Here is a 586-nt window from a genome sequence, read left to right as displayed (position 1 = left end):
GCGGGGGCCGTGGGCGGGGCCTGACCGCCGCGCTGTGCCGGCGGGCGGTCCCCGGGCCGCTGCGAGACTGCCCCGGTGGTGCCCGACCTTCCCACCGGCGACCTCCCCACCGGTGATTTCCTCAGCGCGAACCCGTCCACCTCCGCCCCGGGGACCGACCTGCCGGTGCGGGCGGCGCTGCCGGAGCTGCTGCGGACCCTCGCGGCCACCGGCGGTGCCGTGCTCGTCGCCCCGCCGGGCACCGGCAAGACCACCCTCGTGCCGCTGGCCCTGGCGGGCCTGCTGCCCGTCCCGGGCGCCCCCGCGCCACCGGGTGGTCGGGTCGTGGTCGCCGAGCCGCGACGGGTGGCGGCCCGGGCGGCGGCGCGGCGGATGGCGGCGCTGCTCGGCGAGGACGTCGGGGCCCGGGTGGGCTACGCCGTACGCGGCGAGCGGGCGCGCAGCGCCGCCACCGTCGTGGAGGTCGTCACCACGGGCCTGCTGCTGCGCCGGCTGCAGCACGACCCGGAGCTCGCGGGGACCACCGCCGTCGTGCTCGACGAGGTGCACGAGCGCTCCCTGGACGCCGACCTCGCCCTGGCGTTCG

1 protein-coding gene is annotated in these 586 nt (G+C 80.2%); it reads left to right on the top strand.

Going from position 1 to position 586, the window contains the following annotated elements:
* Positions 1 to 165: 165 nt before the first annotated feature.
* Positions 166 to 586: DEAD/DEAH box helicase (locus ABEB16_RS22415; RefSeq protein WP_345714359.1), on the top strand; the 421-nt coding region annotated here is incomplete at its 3' end.

Origin of the sequence: Kineococcus glutinatus, assembly GCF_039542765.1 — a bacterium.
Lineage (GTDB): Bacteria > Actinomycetota > Actinomycetes > Actinomycetales > Kineococcaceae > Kineococcus_A > Kineococcus_A glutinatus.
This window is presented reverse-complemented; position numbering and strand designations above follow the sequence as displayed.